Origin of the sequence: uncultured Pseudophaeobacter sp., from assembly GCA_905479575.1 — a bacterium.
In the GTDB taxonomy this organism is placed as follows: Bacteria; Pseudomonadota; Alphaproteobacteria; order Rhodobacterales; family Rhodobacteraceae; genus Pseudophaeobacter.
The window spans coordinates 56,426-79,820 of the sequence record CAJQNB010000076.1 but is presented as its reverse complement, the minus strand read 5'-3'; the positions used below and the strand labels follow the sequence as shown (position 1 = coordinate 79,820).

Here is a 23,395-nt window from a genome sequence, read left to right as displayed (position 1 = left end):
TAGGAAAACCTGTCGTTTCATCATTCCCCTACCCTGCGCGTCGCGCGCCGGAATGTCGAGCGGTCTTGGCGCCCGCCTTCGGCAGGTTCCGGCCCAACCCGCAGTCTCTCTATGGTCTCAGAGCGGTGATTTCACGAAAGCCGGCATCACTGTTCCCGCCCCGGCATGGGCGAGGAATTCTGCCGCCGTATCCATCGCCTCGCGGATGGTGACATCCATGTCGAGATAGCGATAGGTGCCCAAGCGCCCCACAAAGGTGACACCAGCGCTGTCTTCGGCCAGTTTGACATAATCCGCCAGCAGCGCTTTTTCCTTCACCTGGCGAATTGGGTAATAGGGGATGTCCTCGGGTTCAGCCGCGCGCGAAAATTCGCGATAGCAAACCGATCCATCATGGCTTTCCCAGGGGGCAAAATGCTTGTGCTCGGTGATGCGGGTATAGGGCACCTCTTCCTCACCGTAATTCATCACCGCACAGCCCTGATAGTCTCCCTCATAGGTGAAGCGTTCAAAATCCAGGGTGCGATACCCCAGACGGCCCAGGTCAAAATTGAAATAGCCATCCAGTGGCCCGGAATAAAAGACATGGTCATAATCAGCAGCCATGGCACGGTCAAAAACAGTCTCTAACTTGACCGTTATATTAGGGTGGTCGAGAATTTTCTCGATCATCGCGGTATAGCCCTCTTCCGGCATGCCCTGAAACTTGTGGAAGAAGTAATTGTCATCGTAGTTGAACCGCACCGGCAGGCGCTTCAGGATCGAGGCCGGCAGTTCAGAAGGATGCACCCCCCATTGTTTGATGGTGTAGCCCTTGAAAAAAGCCTCGTAGAGGTCGCGCCCAACAAAGCGCATAGCCTGGTCTTCAAAGGTCTGCGGGTCCTCGATCGAAGTATCGGCCTGTTCATTGACGATATAGTCATGGGCTTCATCAGGGCGCAGGGTCTTGCCAAAGAACTGGTTGATGGTGTGCAGGTTCACCGGCAGGGAAAAGACGCCGCGCTGGCCCTTGGGGTCCAGGCTGGTGGTCTTTACCCGGTTCTTATAGGGCATAAAGCGGGCAAATTGGTTCACATAGTCCCAGACTTCGGCGTCATCGGTATGAAAGATATGCGGGCCATAGATATGCACCATGACGCCGGTTTGATCGTCTCGGGTGGTGTGGCAATTGCCACCGATGTGATCACGGGCATCGACGATGGTGATGTCATATCCCGCCTCAGCCAGATGTCGCCCAATTACTGCGCCCGACAATCCGGCGCCCACCATCAACAGTTTTCCTGCACTCATCTTCACATATCCTTATTCGACCCTGACACAGCCCAAAACCTGTGCAAAACGGGCATAATATCTTTATCCAACCGTCACAGCTGGCGCAGCCGCCTTAACTGTCTTAATCGAGCCCTCTGCGATAGCCCAGGGTCTCAGCAAAGGGGAAGGTCAGCTCTTCAGCCATGGCATGCAGCGCGGCATGTTCTTCGCGCTTCCAGCTCTCGGCAGGTTTGACCACAATACTCTCCTTGCGCTCTTTCAGAACCGTGGCATTGGCCGGCGGGAACAGATGCGAGCGCTCCCAGGAGATATCGGCCGTATTGCTGCCGGTGAACAGCGACAGATCCTGCTCCAATCCGGCCCAGGTCTGGATCTTGCCGATCCACCCCTGTGGATCCACGGTCAGATCTTCGTAGCGCAGCGCCAAAAACCGCTCTGGAGCCAGATCGCGCAGGACCGCCAACCGGCGCTGCCGCCCGGCCCAATTGCGGGTGCGGCCACGCAGCACCTTGGGACGTTTCAAAACCTTGGCCCAGCTCACCGCCACCGCCCGGGGGTCACGCATCAGATTGAGGATATGCAGCTCGACCTCGGGCAGCAGGCTCAGCGCCAGGCAAAGATCCACCGATTTGGAACTGTCGATCAGCATCCGCCCACCGGCCTCTTCAGAGGCTGCCCGGTAGAGATCGCCAAACAGGGTGAGAAACTCGGCGTGGTCCTGCTGCAGGGTCTGACGCACCCCGGCATCTCCCCAATTGGTATCTGCTCCCGCCGCCTGACCAAAGGCGGCCATGCCTGCGCGCAGCTTTTGCAAGGCATCCGTCCCATGGCGGGTTGCAAGGGTCGCAACCACCGGCGCCCAATAGGCGCAATCTGGCACCGAACTGCCACAGCTACAGGGCGCCTTGTCCTTATGGGCCTCGGGCAGATCGCGGATCTGGCCAATATTTTGCACCTGATCATGCTGCGCCAGCATTAATGACAAAAACGTCGATCCCGAGCGCCCAGCTCCGGCAATATAAAGCACCTTGATCGCCATCTGGCATCCCATCTTTTTTTTGAACGGTTTCAACCCATCTTGCGATGACTGAAACATAGACAGCAATCATATCTGCAAGATCTGGCGGGTGCGCCCATTTTCACATTGTGTCCTTGTTTCATGTCTGCTTTTTGGGGACAATCCCAATGATTTCTAGCTGGCGGACCCTTTTTTTGATGGATGACTTTGAACAACAGTTCCAAACACAACAAGCCTGGCATGCCACTCAGGATTTTTTGACCTCCGTCACAGCCCATGCAACCCGTCCTGCGATCACCATAGCAGACACAACGCTAAGCTATGCGGCCCTGCACACTCGGGTACAGACCCTGGCCGCAGCCATCGCCGAGCAAGAGACCGCCGCGACCACACCGGTCACCGCAATCTATGCCAGTCGCGACATCGACACCTATGCCGCCGTGCTGGCCGCCCTGTCTCGGGGCCATGCCTATGTGCCGCTGAACCCAAAATTCCCGCCCGAACGTAACCGCTATATCCTGGAGCGCTCCGGGGCCGCGCATCTGCTGCATTGCGCCGAGAGTGGCCCCGCAGTGGCAGAGATCCTGGCGGCCCCCAGTACAACGGGCGATGCCCCGCTGCCACGGCAGATCAATACCACGCAACTGCAGGAGCCGCGCCAGCCCCCTGCCCGCCTCCATGACAACCCCTATGCCTATATCCTGTTCACCTCGGGCAGCACCGGCCAGCCCAAAGGCGTTGCCCTGCGGCACAGCAATCTGAGCGCCTATCTGGATGCCACCTTTGCCGTTGCCGATTACCGCGCTGACGACCGGCTGTCGCAGAACTTTGACCTCACTTTTGATCTGAGCGTGCATGACATGTTTGTCTGCTGGCGCGCCGGAGCCCACCTGATCGTGCCCACCGCCCATGATCTCGAGGCCCCCGCAGACTATCTGCACCGCCATGACATCACCTGCTGGTTCTCGGTTCCCAGCCTGGCGCAGAAGATGCGCCTACAGGGGGCGCTGGCCCCGGGCAGCCTGTCACATCTGCGCCTCTCGCTGTTTTGCGGCGAAGCCCTGCCGGTGGATCTGGCGCAGGACTGGGCCCGGGCCACCACCCAGCGGGTGGAAAACTGGTATGGCCCGACCGAGGCCACCATCGCCTGCACCCGCTATGTGTTGCCCAGCACCCCCGACGCGATCACCGGGCGGTTTGACCTGGTCCCCATCGGCAGCGCCCTGCCAGGCATGTCCACCCTGGTTTTGCAAGAAGATGGCACCCCCGCAGGTCCCGGCGACAGCGGTGAATTGCTGATGTGCGGGCCCCAGGTTGCCGATGGGTACCTGGAAGATGCTGAGAAAACCGCCGCCGCCTTTGTGATCCCCCAGGGCCAAGAGCTGCGCCATTACCGCACCGGGGATCGCGTCGAGGTCACCCAGGATGGGGTATTGAACTTCATCGACCGTATCGACAATCAGATCAAGATCCGCGGCTACCGGGTCGAATTGGGAGAAATCGAAGCCACCCTGCGCGAGGCCGCTACCGGCTGCAATGCGGTGGTGGTGCCGCTGCCACTGAAATCTGCAAACCCCACCTCGCTGGTGGCTGCCGTTGAAGGCTATGATGGTCCTGGCCGCCGGATTCGCGAGGCCATTGCCGGCACGCTGCCCGATTATATGTCTCCCAATCGGGTGCTGGTGATGCAGCAATTCCCCAAAAACGCCAGCGGCAAGGTCGACCGCGGCGAAATTGGGAAACGCGTTGTCAAACGGCTGGAGAAGCAAAACACGGCGGCCGGCCCCAAAAAGCTGACCCGCTATGACCGGCTGATCCAATTTGCCCAAGAGGTCAATCCGGCCCTGGCGCGCAGCGAATTGGAACAGGCAGAAAACCTGATGGATGCGGGCCTGGATTCCATGGGCTTCGTGGATTTCACCGTGCGGCTGGAAAAGCAGTTCAATCTCGAGCTGACCCAGGAGAGTGCTGCGGAACTGTCGCGCATGTCACTGTGGCAGATGGTGGATTTCCTGCGCCGCGCCCTGGCGCCACAGGGCAAGGATCGGTTCCAGCCCCCCGCCGCCAACAGTCTCAAGACCCCTGAGCTGAAACGTAACCTGCATTACCGGGCGATGCGGGCCCTGGATATGCTGGACAAATTCCCCGGGTTTGTCTCTGAAACCCAGAAACCGCTGCTGCTCTGCATCGGCTCCTCCGGCTTTATGCGCGGCATCTGCACTGAAACAATCGAGACCGAAGCCCAGGCCCTGGGCCAGGATCTGCGTGCTGCCAATCTGGGCATGGCGATGCTCAGCGTTGCCGGGATCGCCGAGGTCTGCGACTATGTGCGCGAGACCCTGCAGGCTCAGGGGCGCCGCCTCTCCCATGCGGTGATCGAGATGGAGATCATGCAGCTGTCAATCATGCCGCCGGCCGGGGACATTGAAATCCTGCAGGACTTCAAAGCCGGGGCGTTCAAAGGCATCGAGCGCAAATATTATGATGCCGATACCATCTGGGACAGTGACAGCGGCGGCACCATTGCCCGCTCTGACAAACCCAGCTCGCAGGCGGCGCCACAGGCCAATTGGGAACGCAAGCGCGCGCAGGAAATCTGCCGTGCCTTTGAAGGGCAGCTTAAGATGGATGACAAAGCCGTCGCAGCCTGGATCAAGGGGGTCCAATCCCTGCAGCAGGTCAGTGACCGGGTCACCGCCGTGATCCATCCCATCCAGCACCCAGAGGGCACAGCAGGGCTGAAACAAGCCCGCCAAGGCAGCAACCATTTCAGCGGGCTGATTGATCAGGCGCGTCAGGAGACTGGCATCGAGATCATGCTGGATACCGATTTCACCCTGCGCTCCGAAGACTTCAAAAACATCAGCCATGTCAATGATCACAACGGGCGGCAGAGTTTCTCGGCCCAGATCGCGCGTCATTTTCTGAGGTGACCCCCCCGGACCCACCCGATCAAGGGCAAATGGGGGCCTGAGACCATCCTCTTCAGCGTCTTATTAGCCCTCTTCCTCTGTGCGGCTGCCCTTGCGGGCGGCCTGCAACATATCGAGGAAATTCTCCGGATGCTGCGCGGCAATCTTGTTCAGCACCCCGCAGAGCATTTGAAAGCTCATCAGCGTTTCGGCTGAGAAATAATCCGCCGCCTCTAGGGATTGTTCCGGGCCCGTCAACCTCTGCTCGGCAGAATGCAGCGCATCCGCCATCGGGGTGCCTGCAAAAAACGCGGCATCCAGCGCGGCAGCATCTGCCGCATAGCGCTGGATGACATCGCCCAACAGATCTTTTGGAAGATGCAGCTTGGCACAGTCCCCACCAAGGCCTGTATCGCGAAACTCCTGTACCACAACCCGGCTGAGCGAGGCGCGAATTTTCCGGGAGACCTGGGCCGGTTTTGCATCTGGGCGGATCGTGGCATGCAGCACCCGCAGCAACGCGATCTGACCTACCGTCATTGAGGTGTTTTCGATCGCAACCTCCTGCAATTTCACCCCTTCAGATCCGGTTAGAAAATGGAAGAAATCAGCCACGACATCCTGTTTGTAAAGCTGGCTGCGCACAAAGGGGCGCAGCTCAAAACGATCGCCAAAAATCTGCCGCCACTTTTCGAATCTGGGCGTATAGTCCAGTTTCTCATTACTCGACACCTGCTCAAAGAACCCCGGCAGGCCGTCTTTGAGCATCCCGAATTTCATCTGTTCGGAAAAGGCTGACAGCAATTTTTCGGCATGGGGCCGGACATAGGAAATCAACCGGATACGGCCTTCATACTCAGGCCAGTATTTTTGGATGGCCAGCTGCAAAGCCTCTGGGTCGACAGATTGGAAATGTTCTGCCGAGACCACAGCAAAGTCGGCATCACTGCCATCAAAGCCGCTTTTGATCTTACCAAACCGTTTGGCAGATTTACTCATCTGCCCCTCTCTGAACAGCACATGCGCCAAATGGTTTTGGTTGAGCGTTGCCCCACTTCCCGGATAATGCAGTGTCTGTCCCGGCAGCTGATAAGCCCCAGATTGCAATACGGCCTGCAAAGTGGTGGACCCTGTTTTGGTATCCCCAAGATGTAAAATAATTTCTTTCACCATGTCACTCTCCACTTCCGGCAGATTTTGCCGCGCTCTGCCACTACAACTGGGCCAGAAACTCTGTCACACCCTGATCATCGCACCACTTCGGTGTGGCGCAGATCTGTGCCAGGGCCTTCTGATAGGCGTCCAGCTCTGCCAGCGGCGCGCAGTCCGGCACCTGTTCCAGATCGGCAAAGAACTCCGAGCGCCCCATGACCTCGCCAAGATAGCGGTCGATGGGGCGGAATTTCTCCAGCATGCGGGCTCGGTTTCTGGCGCCAAACAGCTCAATGTCATGGCTGCTTGGCAGCTGTAGCTCTGCGGTCTTTTCGCGCAGGCAGCGGCGCAATACCCCAGCCTTGGCTGCAGGAAGCTGCTGGTTACCCTGCCGAGCGATTTCATAGACCGCCCGATGAAAGGAATCGTTTTCGCGGCGTTCGGGGGCCAGCCCTTCGGGCAGATCCAGCCCGGTCTGGGTGATGAAATCCACCACCGACCCCCCAGCCGCGCGCACCTGGGCATAGTCGCGCAGGATAACATTGGCCTCTGGCAGAGCCTTGATCCAACCTTCCACCATCAGGCGATAGTTGAAGTGAATTCCCTTGAGATAGCTGTCCAGGCCAGTCTCGCGCAACGGCTCCAGCTTATGGCCAAATTTCAACCGTTGCCCCTGCCAGGAGGCGATATATTCGTCAATCCGGCGCAGCGTGGCCACCAGTGTGAAATCTGCATTCGGGAACTGCGTCGCCAAGTTCTGGATGAGTTTTGGCGAAACGGCGTTGAAATTGGCAAAGACCTCTGCCGCCAGGATCACCGTATGAGGCTGAGAGAACCGGATTTGCTGCTTCATCGCGTTAAACATCTGCGGCAGCGCCGGCAGACGTCTGTGATAGGCAGGAACCGTGCCGCCCTGCTCTGCTGCCAACATCCGGAAGGCCAGCGCATTATGCGGCTCGCGCACATTGATTGGCAGAGACTCGGGCGAAGGGTCATGGCCATTGGCCCGGGCAGTAAAATGTGCCAGCCCTTCAAAATCCACATAGGGGTAGAGAATGCCAGCCCCCGACAGGGCCACCGCATTGCGGGACAGATAGTCCTGCAACGAGGTAGAGCCGACCTTGTGATGGCCGATGAATAAAATGACCCGCAAAGGCGTATCTTTGGCCAGGGTCACAGGTGCTGCCTGCTGCGGTGTCACGGTCTTTGGTAATGGCGCCGCCTCTGTGGTCTGCAATGGCATGGAGGTCGCGGGTTTGCGCAGCGCTTTCTTGAACAGTTTCACTCGGCAGCTTTCTTGTCGGTCGTGGTTGGGAAATTCAGCTTCTGCTCCCAGTAGTCCCGGCTGGTAAAATACCCATAGCCGTCACGGTAGGCACTGGCCAGGTCCTCATAGCTTTTCCGTAAGGCCCAGACGTTTTTCAACAGGCGCCAGCCCTGTGTCCAGGCCGCTGATTTGGAATGACGCACAGTGTAATATTTATCCTGGGTGGCATTCAGGATCGTGATCTCGGCAGCCCCCCAGACCAGACCAATATGACCCCGGTTTGGCGCTTCCAGAGTGATCTTGCGCCCCAGCCGGGAAAAGCCCGGAATCAACAAACCATTGAGCGTCAGCTTCATCAACAACCGCTGCAAGGCAGAGGGCGGGTCATGGCGCACCGGCGGCAGCTGCACCTGCGGTGTCAATACTTGCCAGGTCTCGGCCTGGGTCAAGGCTTTGAGATCACCGCGCCGGGTCGCCATATCAGCATTGCGATCAAAGAACTCAGGCCCCTGCATCACATCCTCAACGGCCAGATTGATCGCCGCCAGGGTGTCATAATGCATCCTGGGCAGATTGCGCAGAAAGAACATCAGGGCGATCTTGATCACCCCGCCCGCGCCGATCTCCAGTGCAGGCAAGCTGAGGTGATGGGCCAGATGGCTGCGCAGATCCAGGTACCAGGTCTGCGGGCTTTCCTTTTCCGTAAAGCTCTCTTGGAAAGAGACCACCCCATTGAGGGTGACGATGTTAAAATCATTGGCCAGCGAGAAAGAGACGTCATCACCGCGTACAAAGAAGGGAAAGGCCAGGTGCTCAACCGCTTCTATAGGGAAGGCAAAATACCACCAGCCGCCATAAAAGGTATCAGGCAAAGGTCGGTTGGCCTCGTTCTCCATCCAGGTCATTGCCCCGAGATTGCGCAGATCCGTGCCGCCAAACAGAGGCTGGCAGCGGCGGTCAAACAGGGCGCCATTTTCCCAGATGGCCCAGCGGTGCTGCTCGCTGATCATCGCGCCGGCAATGGCGGTCTTGGGCTCACTGGCATAGGCTAGGAACATCCAGGTGCGTTCCAGGCTTTCCATATGGATCGAGGCATCATCATCCATAAAAAGACAATGTGACGCCCCCCGCGCCTGGGCCTCCAGCATGCCACGGGTAAAGCCCCCGGCCCCACCAAGATTTTCATTGGGCACCAGGCTGACCCCTACGGGCAGCTCCAGATCCACCGTTTGCCCGTTGTCGGTGACGATCATCTGCACCTGGTCCTTCATCCAGGATTGCTCCCGGAAAGCAGCAAAGCGCTGGACCGTGCGGGCAACTTCCGCTTCGCGGCGGAAGGTGGTCACCGCCAGGGCCAGCTGCGGCTGCCGCTTTGGCGCGTCCTGGGTCTCCCAGCTGGCCCCCTTCAAGCTGCCTTCACCAAGGCTGCGCAGCTCGAAATACAGCAGGCCGGTATTAGCAGAGGCCACCAGCAGATGTGTCAGGTCCTGGCGCAGCGGGGTCCCCGCCTCCAGCTGAACAATGTCGCAAAATACCCGGTCCCAGGATTGATTGCGCGGCGCCATATAGATCGAAAGCTGAAACTCACCCTGCCCCTGCAGCGCCAGAAACAGGCTCTGCAGGTTGCACTCGTGCTGCCATTTTTCCAGATTGAACATATTGAACCAGGTGGAGAAATGCGCCTCTCCTCCGGGGCCAAACCGGATCAGTTTCTGGCTGTCAGAGAGGGCCACGGCTCCGGCGTTGCGGACATAAAGATCCTGCTCGGTACAGATGCCAAATTCGGGCCACATGAGGGATTGAAGCCTGGTGAAACCATCGACACGTGCTGCGCCCAAATGCTCAGTTCGTCCCTGATCCAACATCCCCGAAACTCCCCTGGCTCTACCGGTTCAAAATTACTCCGGCTTCCATAGTCTGCCAGGCTGTAAAAATACACGCTTTGTTTCGCAACCCGCCAAAATCTGAGGAAAAAAGGTATCACATCCCCAGGTTCTCAGCTCAGTGTTGCCTCATGCAGGGCAATGGCCTCTTCCAGATCTTCAAAGTATTGCATCTTGCCCATTTCCAACACGATCCCGGCATCACAAAACTTCCGAATCTGATTCATCGAATGGTTCACCATGATGGCACTGGAATCCTCCATGCGCGCGGCAAAGATTTCCCGGCTCTTACGCTTGAAGGTCCGGTCACCCACCGCTGTCACCTCATCCACCAGATAGGTATCAAACTTGATCCCCATCGAAGCGCCAAATGTCAGACGCGAACGCATGCCACTGGAATAGCTGCGCATCGGCATATGGAAGAATTTCCCCAGTTCAGCAAAATCCTCGACAAAGGCCACCAGTTCATCGGTATCCACCCCATAGATCCGGGCAATGAAGCGAACATTCTCAGCACCACTCAGATCGCCGTGAAAGGAGGCCCCCAACCCGACTGGCCAGGACATGCTGCCATCGCTCACCACCCGCCCATAATCTGGTCGCATGGTGCCGGCAATGATCTTCAGCAGGGTCGATTTACCGGCGCCATTGCGCCCCAACAACGCCAGTGACCGCCCCGTGGGCAGGGTGAGATTCAGATTGTCGATGACAATCTTCTGCTCCCCCTTGAGCCAGAAGCTCTTGGTCAGGTTCTCAAACCGGATCATCCCCGTTCTCCCCTTGCGGCCCCCCCGCAGGGTAACCCCTCACGGTTCTCTACCATCAGCTGCGGTCTCGGATAGAATAGTAGATCAAGGTGGCAATGGACCAGATCAGAAGCAGGAAAAGCCCGGTCAGCCCCGCCAAGAGAGGGCGCCGGGGATATTCAGATTCCTGGGCCAGGGTGGGTTTGATATAGGTCGCCAGATAGCGGCTTTGCCGGGTTGCATTATCCCGTGCCACCGACAGGGCAGTCAGGGCGGCCCGATAGGCTTCCTCAGCATATTCGCGATCCACGGTCAGGCTCTCGAATTCCGAAATCAAGGAGGGGTAGTCTTCACCCACAGCACCGGTGTCAGTGTTGTCAGAGGTAAAGGTTTGCCGCTCACTGTCGATACGGGCACGGATGACCTCGATCCGTTGCAACGATTTGCGAGTACGTGGATCCCCCTCGCTGACGGTCCCTTCCAGCAGGTCATGCTCGATCAGGGCCTCGGCCAGCTGCTGTTGCAGATTATTCATCACCCCCATGCGGCCCTGAATATCCGCCTCTGGGTCGACAATCCGGGTGCGGGTGCGAAACTTGGTCAGCTCCTCGCGGGCGGATTTCAACTGCGCCACGGCCTCGTCAAGATCGGTGCGGGCATAGCCCATGGCATCCTCGCGGGCCCGCTCATTCAAGGCATTGATCTGGATCTGGCTGACATCGACAATGGCCTGGGTAATGACCTGCGAAACCTCGGCATCAAAGCCCACGGCCTGTACCTCGATAAGACCAGAGCCACTGTCATAAGAGATGCCAACAATACGCTGCCAATACCAGATCAGTTCTTCCAGAGTGGCATCCGGCCAGATCGAAAAGGCCCAATCCCGGGGCCAGTGACGGCTATACTCGCTGCGTAGATCAATGCGCGCATCCACCGCCTCGACCATTTCCTGGCTTTGGATAAAGGCATATAGGATATCACTGTCGGAGGCCGTCGTTGAGCCGGCAAAATTGGCCAACCCGCCCAGCAGATCAGTGGCACCGCTGTTTTCCTGACTGCGCACAGTAAAGCCCGCCGTCGAAACATATTGATCCTCTGCGACCGCTGTGAGGTAGAAAATCACTGCAACCAGGGGGGCCAGAACCATCAGCATAAAGCTGAAAATCAGCCCCCAGTGGCGCCGCTTCATGCTGGCCGCACCTGCCAGGGCAAATTGCTCCACAGCAGGGCTCTGTGTTGCTGCGGCCTGCTGCGCCGCAGCCAGTTCCTGCTGTGCGATGATAACTGCCGCCTGTTCCTTGCGCAGCTTCTTGCGCGCCTTGCGCCGAGCCTTCTTGCGCCGACGCCCCGCCCCCAGCTTGCGCTCCTCGCGTTCGGAAATCGTCAGCACGGATTTTTCATCCTTGGTCGCACCTTCCACTGGACTCCCGTTCCCCAAAATTGATCCATCCTGCTCCGGGCTCGCTTGTACCATGCTTCAGCCTGTCTCGCCCTGTTGTGGTTTGTAATTGTCTTTTGTTTCTTTCATACTATCGCTTCTACAAGCTCTAGCCACAATCATACAAGCATGGTCGGACATTATGACGACAGCCCTTCCAACGTCTCGGCCTCGCGCAGGGCGTAATCGGCGTTTTGCCACGCTACGCACCATTTCAGCCTTGATCCTGCGCGAAATGTCGACCCGCTATGGGCGCACCCCCGGCGGGTTTCTCTGGAGCATTCTGGAACCGCTTGCGGCTGTTCTATTTCTCAGCATTGGCTTCTCGCTGGTGCTACGTTCACCGGATCTCGGCACCAGCTTCTTGTTGTTCTACGCCACCGGCTATATGCCCTTTGATACCTATCAGGTCATTTCCACGACAACAGCGCGCGCCCTTGGCTTTTCCAAACCGCTGCTGAAATATCCTTCGGTGACCTGGATTGATGCCATTCTGGCCCGGTTCATTCTCAACAGTCTCACAAGCGTCGTGATCACCATCTTGTTGATTGGTGGCATTTTGATCGCCATAGACAGTCGCACCGCAATTGATATGGCCCCCGCCATCGAAGCCTTCGCACTGGCGATGCTACTTGGTCTTGGGGTTGGTACCATCAACTGTGTCCTCTCAGGGCTGTTCCCACTCTGGGCCATCATCTGGTCGGTCATCACCAGACCGTTGTTTTTGGCCTCTGGCATCTTTTTTCTCTATGATACCATGCCCCCCCTGGCGCAGAAAATTCTGTGGTACAACCCGCTGATCCACATCGTTGGACTAATGCGTACCGGCTTCTATCCCACCTATACAGCCGCTTATATCAATATCACATTTGTGCTGATGGTTTCGCTGATCCTGCTCACCCTTGGCCTGATCCTGATGGGACGGTTCCACCGGGTCATCCTAAACCGCTAGGGCATCTCCTGGGGGCAGAAACGCCTCCCTCTTGCCCCTGACAGGCTGCTCACTCTAATGTCCGGCCCTGCTCTGCCAGGGCAACGATCTGTGCATGACTGCGACTGGTATCCTGGCGTAGCCCTTCCCAGACCGCATGACGCCATAGCCGCAGATAGGCCGAGCGTGCCGCACCATAGCGGCCTGCGGTCAGGCGCCATTTCACCACCACCAGCAGCATCAAAGGCCAGAACAGGATGCCCGCCGCCGCTCGATACATCATCAACCCATTGCGATAGGCGTAATAGACCTTCCATAGGGGGTGAAACACCCGATGCTGATCATTTTGAAAGGTGGAGCAATCATGCTCAAAGCGCAGGGTTGGGTCGAACAGGATCTTCTCCCCCCGACGCCGCAACCCCAGCGTATAGATCACGTCATCCCCATAGAGAAACAGGCCCGGATCAGGGTAGCCAGCCTCCTCAATCATTCGCCGCGGCAGGAAGAAGCCGACAAAGGAGGTGAGATCAATGGCACGTGGTGTGGTGGCCTCGTAGCTGTCATAGGGAATGTGATAGCCATTGCGCGCTTTGAATAGGGCGCGCAAAAATATCTTGGGGTTCCAGAAGGGATTGACCGAAGGCCGGTTCATTTCACAGATGCCCCCATCCGGGAAATAGACCGCCGCAGCCAGGGCCGTATCCAGCGGCCGCGGCTGCGCGTGAAAGGCGGCAAAGGCACCGGGGGCAGGGCGCGCATCATCATCCATCACCACAAGCCAATCCGGGGCTTGGCTCTCGAGCGCACGCCGCAGCCCCATCTCAAACCCGCCGGCCCCTCCGCGATTGACCGCGCTGGTCACAATATCCAGCCGCAGATCTTGCTGCTGCGCCAGCCAACTGGCGGTGGCATCGGTTGAGGCATTGTCAACCACAACTACCGCCGCGAGCTCGGCCTCCGGGCTTTCCAACAATCGCGCCAAGGTCGCCTGCAACTTATCCAACCGATTATAGGTGACGACCACCGCCACAAGCCGACCAACGGTTGCCGCCACCTGCGGAACAGGCGGCACAATATTTTTCTCAAGACCGGTCTTGGCGCGCACGCGGTACTTCTCCTTAAACCCCACCCTTGAACACTCAGCCCAGGGGAAAGCCAGGGAGCGGGAGGGGAGCAACAATGTTCAGGGGCGCAGAACTCACAAATGAGTACGCGAGTCAAATTCTTTAGCGCAGAGCTCCGGTCGTCACTGCCAAGCAGAAAGAGGCAAATTCCCCTCTCAGCTGTTCCGGAGCCTCGGTTTCAGCAGGGGGGCTGGGCAGGGCTATTCCCCGCCAGCGAGGTCCAAATGTTTCGCGCGCGAAACATTTGGAGGCGAAACGACAGACCCAAATCACTACATTAGACATGAAATAGGCACGCCACGGCGTGCCTATTGAGCGATCTGATACTGGCCGAATGCTGGCTTGAGACTGGCCTGAGCGGATCCTAGCGCTGCTTGAGCCAGGCCTTCAGCGCCTCTAACAGATCAGCATCCACAGCCTCGCCGCTCAGCTCAATCCGTTTTGCACTGGGCTGAAAACCAATGCGCAGCCCGGCCGTGACCTGGGTGCTGACACGTTCCTGCGCGCCGATAGACTCTGAGGCCTGGCGCACTCTTGGCGCCGCATCAGGCTCACTGCCCCCCGCTACACCCCCAGGGCTTTGAGATTCTCCAGTAGGGGTTAGAGCCACATCCTGATCCGCTTTGCCGCCGGCAAGCGCGGCGTTCAAAACCACCAGCTCCTCTGCCGCGGTGGGGCGCTCTGCCGCCTGTAGCGCCGTCTTGAGCCGCGCCGCAAAGCCGGGATCCTCGCCAATCTGGCGTACCAGGGCCAGCCCTAGTTTTTCACTGATGGCGGTGGGGAAATACAGCACCGCATCCAGCGCCTCCACCAGGGTGACAAAACTGCCAATCTTGGAGCGTTTGGCGCGCGGCGCATTGGCAAACAGCCCCTGCAGCGCTTTTTTCTGACTGGGAAAGACCCCTTCCTTCAGGGCCCGCACCGCAATGCGGGCGCGCTCATAATGGGACAGGTTGACCCGGATTTCATTCTCTTCCACCATCGCCACATAGGCGGCCTCGGCGCTGTCGGGACGGATCACCAGGGCTTTGACTGTGGCAAATTCAGGCTCTGAAGTCTCGGCGTAGAGCCTGCGCAGAGCAGAAAGCCGCCGCCAGCCGGAGATCAGCCCCCAGGAGGTTCCATCGATACGCCCCTGCAGCGGCACCACCTCGATGGGGGTCTGCTGACCACGCGCCCGCAAAGACCCCATCAGGGCTTCCATCTCGTCTTCGTCCTGGGCGATGCGGTCGCGCACCAGATGGGTCTCGTCGATCTGATCCAGGGCAATCTCTTCGACCATCAACCCGCGCGCGCGGGCCTGCTGCAGCACCTGCGTGACCTCCTGCAGCGCCGCCTCGGTCGAGGCCGCACCTGCCACCTGGGCGATGGGGGCAATGGGAGCGGCGCTGGGGCTTGGCGTCGGCAGCGGACCAGCCAGGGCGGATTTACTCTCTGGCGCGCCAGAAAGATAGCTGTTTTGTGCCGGGGAAAGCCGTTTGCGTTTTGCCATCTGCTGATCTCCTCATCGCGCCAACCCTGCGCGTTTTATCTTGTTAGAGCCTTAGGCCGGCGTGCGCTGCTGTTGCATCTCGCCCGATATCTCATCTGCCATCTCCGCGGCGCGCTCCAGCTCAGCCCGGCGCCAAACCCCCAGCAGCAGGCGTTTGAAGGCGGCATAGGTGGCGTCAAATGTTTCGCGCCCGCGCGCATAGGTCTCGCGGTTGAAATCGCGGTAATCGGCCTCGTAGATCCCCGAGACCTGTTCGCCGGCCTGCCCAATCAGGGCGGTGTAATCCTGTTTATGCGGGCTGAGCACCGGCCCCATATAGGCCTGCATCACCCCGGCCAGCTCCCCCTGCTGGGCGCTGTCATAGCGGGTGATCACCGCGCGCACCGCATCCCATTCAAACCCCATCTCGGGGCGTCCCAGGGCGCGGGCGGCCAGGTTCTCGCCGTCCTCAATGGAGGCAAAGGTGGAATGCAGCATGTCAAAAAACCGCCCCGTGCTGTCGAACTCCAGAAAGGAGGCCCCCACCGGCACCAGCAGGATATCCGAGGCGGCCAGCCCGTTGATGGTCAGATAGCCAAGGGCGGGGGGCGTGTCGATAAAGACCACGTCATAGTCATCCAGCACCCCGTCCGCCTCGAGCCGGTCGGTGAGCGCGTCCCAGAGCTTCCAGGAGCGCGCCGCCATGCGCCAGACCGGGATCTGGAACTCGGCCCAGTACAGGTTCAGCTGGGCGCCAATGAGGTCGATATTGGGCCAGTGAGTGCTTTGAATCACATCGCTTGCGGTCATCTCCAGGGCCGCCGAGAGGGTTTCGTCCAGCGGCTGCGGTGCGTCACCGCGATCCAGACGCCGCTGGTTGTCGGCGCGCAGATGTTCGCCGTAGTGGCGGGCCAAAAGCGGAAAGGCGGTTTGCCATTCGTCCTCGACCTGGCCGCCAAAGATCGAGGTCATCGAGCCCTGGCTGTCCAGATCAATCACCAGCACCTTGTAGCCATCCAGGGCCGCCGACATCGCCAGATGCGCCGCTGTCGAGGTCTTGCCAACGCCGCCTTTGAAATTCGCCACCGAGACCAGCTTGGCCGGCAGGCCCTTGGGCCGGTAGGGGGTGTAGTCTTTGGATTTTGACCCCTGGGCGGCAAAATGCGCCCTCAGCAGCAACACCTCGTCCAGGGTGAACCATTTGGCGCCGCCTTCGGTTTCGGACTGGCCCTGGGGCAGCGCGGGGTTGGCCTTGAGCACCCGACGGAAATGCGCCTGGGCGACGGGGATCAGGTAGCGGGTGATTTCCCAGGTGGAGAACAGGCGCAGCTCTTTGCGCCCCTGCTCGTTCATGCCGCGACTGGACAGATCGGCGCGGCCCCGGGCGCAGCCCTCGGCAATAGCGGCAAAACCGGATGTGCCGGTGGGCGCGTCGAGCTCTGCCAGGGCGGCATCTGGATCAATGTTGAAATAGGGCGGCATCCCGGAGCCTGCCTTGTGGATATCTCGTGCCATGCTGGTGTGCCGCCTCTGCCCGTTGCTGTCCGTTTGCTGCCTGTCCTGCTGCGCAGCGCTCTGCGCTTTGGCCTTTCAGCAGGGTCATGTATCGTCTTTATGGACTGATAGCACAAAAGGCGGCACATGGGAAGAATATGCGCAGACCTTTTTCTTTTTCTAAGCAAATCAAGCCTGTGCACGAGGGGAAAGCGGCGGCTTTTGGGGGGCGAAAATTTTTCTACCCTGTTATTTATGAGTTATATTATAGTTATAGGACATGGGAGACTGGCGCAAAGCCCTTTTTTTACTGATCATTTGGCCACATTTTTTGCCAGAAGTGACTCTGAAACCCCGTTGAACTGACTCCAAACCCCCGAAGCAACGATTCCGGAACCCCGTTGAGAAACCATGTGGATAACTCTAGGGTGGGCGTAATCAAAACCACGAAAACGAGTCACCCGGGAGTCTGACAACTCAGACGCAAAAACCTGGGGGCAGCAGGCAGAACGGGCGGGGCAGTTATGGCGGCGGCAGGCGGAGCATATCCAGCTGAAGCGCAGGGGGGCGCAGAGGGGCGTTTTTTCCTCTGCGATATCTTTGATGCGATTCCCAAAAACGATCTGGCCTCGATGGAGCATCCGCTGTTTTCCCTGGCGACGCGGCCGGACCGGCGCATCCTGAACTACGAACATAATGGCGCCGAGATCACCGTGGTGCCATCGGTCAAAGGTCTGGCGACGATTCATGACAAGGATATCCTGATCTTCTGTATCAGCCAGCTGATGGCGGCGCAGAATGCCGGGCGGCAACTGTCGCGCACCCTGCATCTGAAGGCCCATGATCTGCTGATCGCCACCAACCGCGAGACCTCGGGCGATGCCTACCGGCGCCTGCGCGAGAGCTTTGAGCGTCTGGCCGGCACCCGCATCACCACCAATATCGTGACGGGTGGCGAAGAGGTGACCTCTGGCTTTGGCCTGATCGAGAGCTGGGAGATTGTACGCAAAGCGCGGGGTGGGCGCATGGTCAATGTGGCGGTGACCCTGTCGGACTGGCTGTTTCGCGCGGTGCTGTCAAAATCGGTGCTGACGCTGAGCCGGGATTACTTTCGCCTGCGCAAACCGCTGGAGCGGCGCATCTATGAGCTGACACGCAAACACTGTGGTCGCCAAAGCGCCTGGACCATTTCGGTGGAAACCCTGCTGAAAAAATCCGGCTCCGCCAGTCCGCGCCGGGTGTTTCGCAAGATGGTCCGCGACATGATAGAGGCGCAGCCGCTGCCGGACTATGCCATGGAAGAGCTGCCGGGGGATTTGATCCGGTTCAGTCAGAAACACGCGGTGACCGAGCCGGGGGCTCTGGATGCGCCGGTTCTGAAAGCCACCACGCTGGAGCGCGCCCGTGATTTGATGCCGGGGGCAGATGTCTACGGGCTGGAGGCCGAGTGGCGCGCCATGTGGGCCAGATCCGGGCGGCCACGCCTGCGCCAGGCCGATGCGGCCTTTCTGGGCTGGGTGAAAAAACGCGGCTCGGAATAAGACTCTATCGTTGAAAGGGGGGCTAAGCCCCCTGGCGCCACGGCGCGCATTGCCCCAGGATATTTTCAGCCAAAGGGAAAGCCCCTCGCCGGGGAGCATCAAATGGGAGAGCATCAAATGTTTCGCGCGCGAAACATTTGACGAAAGTGCTCGGCCTTTCACCTGAGGTATCGCGCATCACTTTTGGCCTTGAGCCGCAGGCGAAGGCCGCGAACAGGTGATGCCTGTTCAAGGCCGGGCGCGCTAGATCTGGATCCGTTTGGCGGCAGGCACCAGGGCGTTGATCTGGGCGATATGTTCGGGCAGGCAATGGCTGAGGAAATCGTAATTTTGCAGCACATGAGCGCGGGCCGCGGGGCCCAGATGGGCGTAAGATCCTGGATTACCCACCACATCCACCACCTGATCCGCAAGCGCGCCCGGGTCAAAGAAATCCACCAACATACCGGTCTGCCCATGGGTGACCGCCTCGCGCACCGGGGCCACATCTGCCGCCACCACGGTGGCCTGCATCGACATCGCCTCGAGCAGCGACCAGCTGAGCACAAAGGGCATGGTCAGGTAGATATGGCAGCGGCTGATGCGCAGGATACGGCAGAGATCCTCATAGGGCACCTTGCCGAGGAAATGCACCCGGCTCCAATCGACGCTGTCGCCAAGTTCCGCTTCCATTTCGCCGCGCAGGCCTTTGGGATGGCTGCTCTCAACCCCGTAGGAGGTCTCGTTGCCGCCAATCATCAAAACCCGCGCCTTGGGGCGGGTGGCCAGGATCTGGGGCAGGGCGCGCATCATGATGTGAAAGCCGCGGGCGCGTTCCATATTGCGCGCCACATAGGTGATGACCTCGTCGTCGCGGGTCAGCGGCTGCTCCAGCCGCCCCAAGCCAACCGAAGCATTGGCATCGGGCAGCAAGCGATCACAGCGAATGCCATCGTGGCAGGTATACATGCGGTCATGGAAGGACGGCGGGAAGCGGTCGCGTTGCCACAGGGTGGGAGTATGGCCCTGATCGACCGCTTCGATACTGGCATAGGGCACGGTATTGCGCGCCTGGGCAAAAAAGCCGGCCTGATCATTGGCGGGGTTTTCCGGGTCAAAGCCAACCAAGCCACCAGAGGTGCGGTAGAAATATTCAAAAAAGCCGATCACCGGCACATCCGGCCAGATCTCTTTCATGAACAATAATTCGCCCCAGCCAGTATGGCCGATGATGATATCGGGCTTAAAGCCCTGGTCGCGTTCCAGCTGACGGGCTGCCAGGGCGGCGCCAAGCCCGGCCCCTGCGGCCGTCTCCCAGTCCCGTGACAGCCCATAGGCGTCTTTGGCGGGCTGGTGGTGGGGGGTGTAGGTCACGGTTGTCACCCCCGGCAGCCGCAGCCCCCGGCGCTGGGTGAGAAAGAGGATCTCATGGCCGCCCTGTTGGACCAGCCAGGTGAGCAGCTCGCGGTATTGGCCGGGCATGTTTTGATGGACAAAAAGAAGTTTCATTGAAGATCGGTAAGCTCATGTAAGAAATTATTTGTTTGTTTGGCGGCTCCTCTGGGATGAGGCAAGTGGTCATGCTTTGAATGGGCTGTTTTGCCTTCTGTTTCACGGTGACAATCAAGTGGGGCATTGTTATGACTATGAAAGATTTTGAAGAGAACAGATTGGGGACAGGTTGTGCAGGTAGACGATACTCCATTGTCGGGGCTAAAGGTTCTGGTGCCGCAGCGATTTGGGGATGCGCGAGGATTTTTTAGCGAATGCTGGAGCCAACGCAGCCTGGCCGAGCAGGGGATTGAAATCGACTTTGTGCAGGACAATCATTCGCTGTCGATGCAAAAGGGCACCCTGCGGGGGCTGCATTTTCAGTCGCCGCCCCATGCGCAGGCCAAACTGGTGCGCTGTGGTCGTGGGGCGCTGTTTGATGTGGCGGTGGACATCCGCAAGGGCTCGCCGACCTATGGGCAGTGGTTTGGTATCGAGCTGACGGCGGAAAATGGCAAACAACTGTTGGTGCCGGTGGGGTTCCTGCATGGGTTTATCACCCTCGCACCAGAGACCGAGATCCTGTATAAATGCAGCGATTACTACGCGCCGGACTGCGATGGCGCGGTGGCCTGGGACAGCTGCGGTGTGGACTGGGGCTTTGACGGCCCGCCGCTACTGTCAGAAAAGGACGCAGCGGCGCCTGCACTGGCGGATTTTGACAGCCCCTTTGTCTGGCAGGGAGCACTGGCATGAAAGTTCTGGTGACCGGCGGGGCCGGGTTTATCGGCTCGGCGGTGGTGCGTCGCGCCATTGGCGATGGCCATCGGGTGGTGAACCTGGATGCGCTGACCTATGCCGCCTGCCTGGAGAATGTGGCCGAGGTGGCGGATCATCCCAACTACGCCTTTGAGCAGGCAGACATTCGCGATCGTGCGGCGCTGGACCGGATCTTTGCCGCCCATGCCCCGGATGCGGTGATGCATCTGGCTGCCGAGAGCCATGTGGACCGCTCGATTGATGGGCCTGGCGATTTTATCGAGACCAATATCACCGGCACCTTTAATATGCTGGAAGCAGCGCGCAAATACTGGACCGAATGTGGCCGCCCAGAGGGGTTTCGCTTTCATCACATTTCGACGGATGAGGTCTATGGCTCGCTGCCTGCCGACCCATCTGTGCAGTTTACTGAGGAGACGGCTTACGATCCGCGCTCGCCCTATTCCGCCAGCAAGGCGGCCTCTGACCATCTGGTGCGCGCCTGGGCCGAGACCTATGGCTTGCCGGTGGTGCTGACCAATTGTTCCAACAACTACGGCCCCTTCCATTTCCCGGAAAAGCTGGTGCCGGTGGTGATCCTGAACGCGCTGGCGGGCAAGGCGCTGCCGATCTACGGCGATGGATCAAACGTGCGCGACTGGCTCTATGTGGAAGATCACGCCGATGCGCTGCTGTTGGTGCTGCAAAAGGGCCAGCTGGGACGCAGCTATAATATTGGCGGTGAGAACGAGTGTTCCAACCTGGAACTGGTGCAAACCCTCTGCACCATTCTGGATGAAAAACGCCCCCGTGCAGATGGCCTGTCCTACCAGGATCAGATCACCTTTGTGACGGATCGCCCGGGCCATGATGCGCGCTATGCAATTGATCCCTCGCGTATCCGCGCGGAGCTGGGCTGGCGCCCCTCTGTGACGGTTGAGGAAGGGCTGCAGCGCACGGTGCAGTGGTATCTGGAGAATGAGGCCTGGTGGCGCGCCCTGCAGACCCGCGATGGTGTGGGGCAGCGGCTGGGGACGGGGACAAGGCAGTAGCGGCTTTCCAGCTGGAAAGCCGGCCTCCGGCGGAGGTATTTACAGCAAGATGAAAATAGGGCGCAGGACATGAGCATTTTGGTGTTTGGAAAAACCGGTCAGTTGGCGCGGGAACTGGCGCTGCTGGAAGGGGTGACCTGTCTGGGCCGCGCGCAGGTGGATCTGTCGGATCCCGCCGCCTGCGCCGAGGCTATTGGGCACTATGCCCCTGTCGCCGTGATCAATGCTGCCGCCTATACGGCGGTGGACCGCGCCGAAGAGGAAGACGCGCTGGCCCAGGTGGTGAACGGTGCAGCGCCGGCGGCGATGGCCCAGGCCTGTGCCGAGCTGGACATTCCCTTTGTGACCGTCTCGACGGATTATGTCTTTGATGGCAGTGGCACGACCCCGTGGCAGCCAAGCGATGCTGTGGCGCCGATCAATGCCTATGGGCGCTCCAAGCTGGCGGGGGAAGAAGCCGTGGCGGCTACCGGCGGGCGCTATGCCATTTTGCGCACCTCCTGGGTGGTTTCGGCCCATGGCCATAACTTTGTCAAAACCATGCTGCGCCTGGGGGCGGAGCGGGATCATCTGAGTATTGTCGGGGACCAGATCGGCGCGCCCACTCCGGCGCGCGACATTGCCGCCGCCTGCCTGGAGATGGCGCGGCAATTGCGGGCGGACCGGGGTAAATCCGGCACCTACCATTTGCAGGGCCTGCCTGAGGTGAGCTGGGCCGGGGTTGCGGCGGAGATTTTTGCCCAGGCCGGGATGACCTGTGAGGTGACGGATATTGCCACCTCCGCCTATCCAACCCCGGCGGCGCGGCCGCTGAACTCACGATTGGATTGCGCAACATTAGAGACTGTTTTTAACATTTCTCAGCCCGATTGGCGGCTGGGACTTAGGGATATTTTGAACGATTTAGGAGAGGCATTATGAGTGCAGGCAAGCCCGGCGCGGATCGAAAAGGCATCATTTTGGCGGGGGGCTCTGGCACCCGGCTGTATCCGATCACCATGGGCGTCTCAAAACAGCTGTTGCCGATCTATGACAAGCCGATGATCTATTATCCCCTGAGCGTGCTGATGCTGGCGGGGATCCGTGAGATCTGTGTGATCACAACACCGCAGGATCAGGCACAGTTCAAACGCACCCTGGGCGATGGCAGCCAGTGGGGGGTTGAGCTGACCTATGTGGTGCAGCCCGCGCCCGATGGCCTGGCCCAGGCCTTTATTCTGGCCGAGGCGTTTCTGGCCGGGGCGCCGTCGGCGCTGGTGCTGGGGGATAATATCTTCTTTGGCCATGGCCTGCCCAAACTGCTGGCGGCGGCGGATGCGCAGCCTGCGGGTGGCACTGTCTTTGGCTATCACGTGGCCGATCCCGAACGCTATGGGGTGGTGGCCTTTGATGCAGATGGCCGCGCCCGTCAGATCATCGAAAAGCCGCAGGCCCCACCGTCAAATTACGCGGTGACGGGGCTGTATTTCCTCGATGGCTCGGCGCCAGAGCGGGCCCGGGCGGTGCAGCCCTCTCCCCGCGGTGAGCTTGAGATCACCGATCTGCTGCAGAGCTATCTGGACGAAGAGGCCCTACGGGTTGAGACCATGGGCCGGGGCTATGCCTGGCTCGATACCGGCACCCATGGCTCATTGCTGGAGGCGGGGAACTTTGTCCGCACCCTGCAGGAGCGCCAGGGGCTGCAGACCGGCTGCCCGGAAGAAATCGCCTTTGAGCAGGGCTGGATCGACCGCGACCAGCTCAAGGCGCGGGCCAAGCTCTTTGCCAAAAACGACTACGGCCGCTATCTGGAACGCCTGCTGGACTAGGTGCCGGGGCCCTGCCGCAGAGGCATGGGCTTCATTTGGCCCTAAATATCCCGTGGG

General features: G+C 59.5%; 18 protein-coding genes. 7 read left to right on the top strand and 11 right to left on the bottom strand.

Annotated elements, in window-relative coordinates; translation table 11 throughout:
* Positions 1-117 precede the first annotated feature (117 nt).
* A complete protein-coding gene (gene glf, locus QZ268_RS18125) occupies positions 118-1,290 on the bottom strand; it encodes a UDP-galactopyranose mutase (RefSeq protein ID WP_295455329.1) in 1,173 nt (390 codons plus the stop codon).
* Positions 1,291-1,393: 103 nt separating this feature from the next.
* Complete coding sequence (locus QZ268_RS18120; protein WP_295455327.1) at positions 1,394-2,311, bottom strand: sulfotransferase; 918 nt, start codon at positions 2,309-2,311, stop codon at positions 1,394-1,396.
* A gap of 176 nt (positions 2,312-2,487) precedes the next feature.
* Between QZ268_RS18120 and QZ268_RS18115 the strand changes: the two genes are divergently transcribed.
* On the top strand, positions 2,488-5,223 hold the full coding sequence (locus tag QZ268_RS18115) for a non-ribosomal peptide synthetase (protein WP_295455325.1): 2,736 nt from the start codon (positions 2,488-2,490) through the stop codon (positions 5,221-5,223).
* Positions 5,224-5,286: 63 nt separating this feature from the next.
* On the opposite strand, the gene QZ268_RS18110 is transcribed toward QZ268_RS18115, so the two are convergent.
* The 5 genes from QZ268_RS18110 to QZ268_RS18090 form a co-directional block, all read right to left on the bottom strand.
* The gene (locus QZ268_RS18110; RefSeq protein ID WP_295455323.1) at positions 5,287-6,201 is read right to left on the bottom strand and encodes a hypothetical protein; all 915 of its coding nucleotides are present in this window, start codon (positions 6,199-6,201) and stop codon (positions 5,287-5,289) included.
* 214 nt (positions 6,202-6,415) lie between these two features.
* Positions 6,416-7,639, bottom strand: coding sequence for a hypothetical protein (locus tag QZ268_RS18105; protein WP_295455321.1), 1,224 nt, complete (start codon positions 7,637-7,639; stop codon positions 6,416-6,418).
* Positions 7,636-9,414: a glycosyltransferase gene (locus QZ268_RS18100; RefSeq protein WP_295455320.1), complete on the bottom strand. Its 1,779-nt coding sequence runs from the start codon at positions 9,412-9,414 to the stop codon at positions 7,636-7,638. The genes QZ268_RS18105 and QZ268_RS18100 overlap by 4 nt, the downstream gene beginning before the upstream one ends.
* 203 nt (positions 9,415-9,617) lie before the next feature.
* The gene (locus QZ268_RS18095) at positions 9,618-10,271 is read right to left on the bottom strand and encodes an ABC transporter ATP-binding protein (RefSeq protein ID WP_295455318.1); all 654 of its coding nucleotides are present in this window, start codon (positions 10,269-10,271) and stop codon (positions 9,618-9,620) included.
* 55 nt (positions 10,272-10,326) lie between these two features.
* A complete protein-coding gene (locus QZ268_RS18090) occupies positions 10,327-11,670 on the bottom strand; it encodes a sugar transporter (RefSeq protein WP_295455316.1) in 1,344 nt (447 codons plus the stop codon).
* A 160-nt stretch (positions 11,671-11,830) separates the two neighbouring features.
* Between QZ268_RS18090 and QZ268_RS18085 the strand changes: the two genes are divergently transcribed.
* Positions 11,831-12,640: an ABC transporter permease gene (locus QZ268_RS18085; RefSeq protein WP_295455314.1), complete on the top strand. Its 810-nt coding sequence runs from the start codon at positions 11,831-11,833 to the stop codon at positions 12,638-12,640.
* Positions 12,641-12,689: 49 nt separating this feature from the next.
* On the opposite strand, the gene QZ268_RS18080 is transcribed toward QZ268_RS18085, so the two are convergent.
* From QZ268_RS18080 to QZ268_RS18070, 3 genes are all read right to left on the bottom strand, one after another.
* Positions 12,690-13,724: a glycosyltransferase gene (locus QZ268_RS18080; RefSeq protein WP_295455312.1), complete on the bottom strand. Its 1,035-nt coding sequence runs from the start codon at positions 13,722-13,724 to the stop codon at positions 12,690-12,692.
* A 383-nt stretch (positions 13,725-14,107) separates the two neighbouring features.
* A complete protein-coding gene (locus QZ268_RS18075; protein ID WP_295455310.1) occupies positions 14,108-15,235 on the bottom strand; it encodes a ParB N-terminal domain-containing protein in 1,128 nt (375 codons plus the stop codon).
* Positions 15,236-15,286: 51 nt separating this feature from the next.
* Entirely contained in the window at positions 15,287-16,729 is a 1,443-nt protein-coding gene (locus tag QZ268_RS18070; RefSeq protein WP_295455309.1) for an AAA family ATPase, read from the bottom strand.
* A gap of 503 nt (positions 16,730-17,232) precedes the next feature.
* Between QZ268_RS18070 and QZ268_RS18065 the strand changes: the two genes are divergently transcribed.
* A complete protein-coding gene (locus tag QZ268_RS18065) occupies positions 17,233-18,249 on the top strand; it encodes a replication initiator protein A (RefSeq protein ID WP_295455307.1) in 1,017 nt (338 codons plus the stop codon).
* A 243-nt stretch (positions 18,250-18,492) separates the two neighbouring features.
* Here the strand turns inward: QZ268_RS18065 and QZ268_RS18060 are convergent, their stop codons facing one another.
* Complete coding sequence (locus QZ268_RS18060; protein ID WP_295455305.1) at positions 18,493-19,737, bottom strand: glycosyltransferase family 4 protein; 1,245 nt, start codon at positions 19,735-19,737, stop codon at positions 18,493-18,495.
* Positions 19,738-19,911: 174 nt separating this feature from the next.
* Here QZ268_RS18060 and rfbC point away from each other — a divergent pair, with 174 nt between their 5' ends.
* The 4 genes from rfbC (at position 19,912) to rfbA (ending at position 23,338) form a co-directional block, all read left to right on the top strand.
* Positions 19,912-20,475, top strand: a complete 564-nt coding sequence (gene rfbC / locus QZ268_RS18055) for a dTDP-4-dehydrorhamnose 3,5-epimerase (protein WP_295455303.1) — start codon at positions 19,912-19,914, stop codon at positions 20,473-20,475.
* Positions 20,472-21,530: a dTDP-glucose 4,6-dehydratase gene (gene rfbB, locus QZ268_RS18050; protein ID WP_295455302.1), complete on the top strand. Its 1,059-nt coding sequence runs from the start codon at positions 20,472-20,474 to the stop codon at positions 21,528-21,530. Before rfbC ends, rfbB begins: the two co-directional genes overlap by 4 nt.
* Before the next feature lie 69 nt (positions 21,531-21,599).
* Positions 21,600-22,451: a dTDP-4-dehydrorhamnose reductase gene (gene rfbD / locus QZ268_RS18045; RefSeq protein WP_295455300.1), complete on the top strand. Its 852-nt coding sequence runs from the start codon at positions 21,600-21,602 to the stop codon at positions 22,449-22,451.
* The gene (gene rfbA / locus QZ268_RS18040) at positions 22,448-23,338 is read left to right on the top strand and encodes a glucose-1-phosphate thymidylyltransferase RfbA (protein ID WP_295455299.1); all 891 of its coding nucleotides are present in this window, start codon (positions 22,448-22,450) and stop codon (positions 23,336-23,338) included. Before rfbD ends, rfbA begins: the two co-directional genes overlap by 4 nt.
* The last annotated feature ends 57 nt before the right edge of the window (positions 23,339-23,395 follow it).

Coding starts and splice junctions, on each gene's coding strand:
- rfbA (WP_295455299.1), top strand. CDS start 22,448: ATGAGTGCAGGCAAGCCCGGCGCGGATCGAAAAGGCATCATTTTGGCG.
- QZ268_RS18095 (WP_295455318.1), bottom strand. CDS start 10,271: ATGATCCGGTTTGAGAACCTGACCAAGAGCTTCTGGCTCAAGGGGGAG.
- rfbD (WP_295455300.1), top strand. CDS start 21,600: ATGAGCATTTTGGTGTTTGGAAAAACCGGTCAGTTGGCGCGGGAACTG.
- QZ268_RS18085 (WP_295455314.1), top strand. CDS start 11,831: ATGACGACAGCCCTTCCAACGTCTCGGCCTCGCGCAGGGCGTAATCGG.
- QZ268_RS18100 (WP_295455320.1), bottom strand. CDS start 9,414: ATGTGGCCCGAATTTGGCATCTGTACCGAGCAGGATCTTTATGTCCGC.
- rfbB (WP_295455302.1), top strand. CDS start 20,472: ATGAAAGTTCTGGTGACCGGCGGGGCCGGGTTTATCGGCTCGGCGGTG.
- QZ268_RS18060 (WP_295455305.1), bottom strand. CDS start 19,737: ATGAAACTTCTTTTTGTCCATCAAAACATGCCCGGCCAATACCGCGAG.
- QZ268_RS18070 (WP_295455309.1), bottom strand. CDS start 16,729: ATGGCACGAGATATCCACAAGGCAGGCTCCGGGATGCCGCCCTATTTC.
- QZ268_RS18120 (WP_295455327.1), bottom strand. CDS start 2,311: ATGGCGATCAAGGTGCTTTATATTGCCGGAGCTGGGCGCTCGGGATCG.
- QZ268_RS18065 (WP_295455307.1), top strand. CDS start 17,233: ATGGCGGCGGCAGGCGGAGCATATCCAGCTGAAGCGCAGGGGGGCGCA.
- QZ268_RS18115 (WP_295455325.1), top strand. CDS start 2,488: ATGGATGACTTTGAACAACAGTTCCAAACACAACAAGCCTGGCATGCC.
- QZ268_RS18075 (WP_295455310.1), bottom strand. CDS start 15,235: ATGGCAAAACGCAAACGGCTTTCCCCGGCACAAAACAGCTATCTTTCT.
- QZ268_RS18110 (WP_295455323.1), bottom strand. CDS start 6,201: ATGAGTAAATCTGCCAAACGGTTTGGTAAGATCAAAAGCGGCTTTGAT.
- glf (WP_295455329.1), bottom strand. CDS start 1,290: ATGAGTGCAGGAAAACTGTTGATGGTGGGCGCCGGATTGTCGGGCGCA.